Raw genomic sequence first — 2,751 nt, 5'->3', positions numbered from 1 at the left:
CCCTTTCTTCATTCAGTCTAGAAGCAATTTAGTTGCTGCTGATCGCCTTTGCATCAACGGTTTTAGCATCGATGCTTTGCGAAGTATCGCCCGAAACACTCGTCACATTAATCTTGCGTGGCTTCAGTTCTTCCGGAATCTCACGCTTGAGATCAATATGCAGAAGGCCGTTTTTCAGGCTCGCACCGGCGACCTCAACATGGTCAGCCAGATGGAAGCGGCGTTCAAACGCACGCGATGCAATCCCGCGATAGAGAAATTCTTTTTCACTGTCCGCTTCATCGGCAATCTTGGTGCCTTTGATGGTCAGCTGATTGCGGTGCGCTTCAATTTCAATCTCATTCTGATCGAAACCGGCCACAGCCATGGTAATACGGTAGGAGCTTTCACCGGTGCGCTCGATATTATAAGGCGGATAAGCCTGCGCACTTTCCGGCTGGCCGAGACTGTCCAGCATCGTGAACAAACGGTCGAAACCAACGGTTGAACGGTAAAGCGGAGAAAAATCAAAATGACGCATAAAATGCCCTCCTTCAGAGCGACGTTGCGTTAAAAGACTGTCTGAAAAACTCCCGTTATCGGCGAGCCTTTCTCATTTGCGCAGCCCCTTATCAGGCGGCTACACCAATGATCTGGTATTACAGAAAACATATTTCAAGGGGGCAATTCCGGCATTTACAATTTGTCTTCCGCCCGCCATGATCCCGCTATATGCAGACCATATAAGAAGCATCGAAGCTTCACCGGCACGCAATGACAAGAGTAGCAGTAATGACAAATCCGTATTTTGAGACAGAAAATAACAAGATCCCCGCAGGATTGCAGGCAGGCTATTTTCAGTCTGCCGACGGGTTTGAGCTGCGCTATGCTATTTGTCCCTATGCGGAAGATACACCGCGCAACGGCACTGTCATTTTGCTCCACGGGCGCAATGAAGCCTTTGAAAAATATTATGAAACGATCAGTGATCTGAACCGGCGCGGTTTTTGTGTTGCGACAATGGACTGGCGTGGTCAGGGCGGATCATTCCGCATTCTCAAAGATGCCGCGCGTGGCTATGTCCGCCAATTTTCCGATTACCGCAGTGATTTCGAGATTTTTCTCAAGACGATCATCATGCCGGACTGCCCGCCACCCTATTATATTCTGGCACATTCAACCGGCGCATTAATCGCCTTGCAATCGCATGAAATGCTGCAGTCGCGCATCCGCCGCATGGTTCTGGTTTCCCCTTTTCTCGGGCTGGCGCGCAGTATATTCTCAGACCGTCAGCTACGGCCCCTTGCCTCATTACTGGCATCATCCGGTTTTGGCAGCCGCTATGCAGGCAAAGTCCCTTTGCAACTGCCGCCGGAGAGTTTTGACGGCAACCCGCTTACGCACGATCAGACCCGTTATTTGCGCAATGCCGCAATCACACGCGATCATCCGCAACTGGGTATTGCTGGGCCGACAATCCGTTGGCTGGCACAAACACTCAATGCCATTCACAGTATCAACAATCAGCAATTTTACGAGAATTTTGCGATCCCGACGCTGTTTATCGTTCCCGGTGCCGACCGTGTTGTCGATGGCAAGGCAGCAATGCGCCTTGCTGAAAAATTACGCAGCGCGTCTCTGATTACCATTGACGGTGCGCGGCATGAATTATTGCAGGAAAGCGATTTTTATCGGGAGCAGGTCTGGGCAGCGTTTGATGCATTCATACCGGGATCAAACGCGCCGGAACAGAATACTGAACCGGCGCTGACAGAAGCATAGACCACACAATGATCAGGCATTGAGCAGTTTCAGAGCCTGTTCATGCAAAGCTGCCGAAGAAGCTGCTACAATATAGCCCCCCTTCTCCGCAGGTTCGCCATCGGCCTGCGTGATGACACCGCCCGCCTGTTCAATCACCGGAATTAGCCCCATAACATCATAAGGCTGCAAACCGCTCTCAATCACCAGATCGGCAAAACCGGAAGCCAGCATTGCATAGGCATAGCAATCCACACCATAACGGGACAAACGCACCTGTGCTTCCAGACGATCGAACGCTTCACGCTGTCCGTCTTTGAACAAAGCGGGTGACGTTGTGAAAACCGTTGCTTCCGACAAATCTGTGGTCTGGCGGGTTTTCAGCTGCACATGCCCGCCATTGCCTGCATATTCCGGCCCGCTCCAGAACGCACCATCGCCCAGCGCATAAAACATTTCGTTGGTGAACGGTTGAGACATCATGCCGATACGGGCATCGCCATCAACCATCAGGCCGACCAGCGTTCCCCAGACCGGCAGTCCGGAAATAAAAGCACGGGTGCCGTCAATCGGATCAATTACCCAGATATGGCTGCTGTCGAGATTTTCGCCGCCAAACTCTTCGCCCAGAATTCCGTGATCAGGAAAATGCTGATTGATCACTTTGCGAATGGCTTTTTCAGCTTCGCGATCCGCTTCGGTTACCGGATCAAAACCGACAGTATATTTATTATCGATTGCGATTTTTTGCCGGAATCGCGGCAGGGTTTGTTCAGACGCTGCCTGTGCAACCTCTTTCAAAAACGACGAATTCACCACGAAAATTCACTCCATTTCACAGCAGGATTTTAGCATTTCGACGAAATTTCGGCGATATCTCTCATCAAAATGCTTGAGCTACAGCTTTTAGCCAAAACATTTTGATGAAATATATCAATAAGTTAATTTGATTGTAACTTCAGAAAATTCAGAATTTTCATAAAAATGTCTGATTTTTCCGAATTCCGAATT

3 protein-coding genes are annotated in these 2,751 nt (G+C 49.9%); 1 reads left to right on the top strand and 2 read right to left on the bottom strand.

Annotation, left to right across the window (positions count from 1 at the left end; translation table 11 throughout):
• Window positions 1-28 precede the first annotated feature (28 nt).
• Window positions 29-520, bottom strand: a complete 492-nt coding sequence (locus tag A918_RS0103405) for an Hsp20 family protein (RefSeq protein WP_022709694.1) — start codon at window positions 518-520, stop codon at window positions 29-31.
• Window positions 521-771: 251 nt separating this feature from the next.
• Here A918_RS0103405 and A918_RS0103400 point away from each other — a divergent pair, with 251 nt between their 5' ends.
• Entirely contained in the window at window positions 772-1,761 is a 990-nt protein-coding gene (locus A918_RS0103400) for an alpha/beta fold hydrolase (protein WP_022709693.1), read from the top strand.
• A gap of 12 nt (window positions 1,762-1,773) precedes the next feature.
• Here A918_RS0103400 and hisN read toward each other — a convergent pair whose 3' ends face one another.
• The gene (hisN, locus tag A918_RS0103395; protein ID WP_028233327.1) at window positions 1,774-2,565 is read right to left on the bottom strand and encodes a histidinol-phosphatase; all 792 of its coding nucleotides are present in this window, start codon (window positions 2,563-2,565) and stop codon (window positions 1,774-1,776) included.
• Window positions 2,566-2,751 lie beyond the last annotated feature (186 nt).

Origin of the sequence: Pseudochrobactrum sp. AO18b (genome assembly GCF_000409565.1) — a bacterium.
Taxonomy (GTDB): domain Bacteria; phylum Pseudomonadota; class Alphaproteobacteria; order Rhizobiales; family Rhizobiaceae; genus Pseudochrobactrum; species Pseudochrobactrum saccharolyticum.
This window is presented reverse-complemented; position numbering and strand designations above follow the sequence as displayed.

Excerpts from the sequence above, each read along its gene's own strand:
- A918_RS0103400 (WP_022709693.1), top strand. The coding sequence starts at position 772 with ATGACAAATCCGTATTTTGAGACAGAAAATAACAAGATCCCCGCAGGA.
- A918_RS0103405 (WP_022709694.1), bottom strand. The coding sequence starts at position 520 with ATGCGTCATTTTGATTTTTCTCCGCTTTACCGTTCAACCGTTGGTTTC.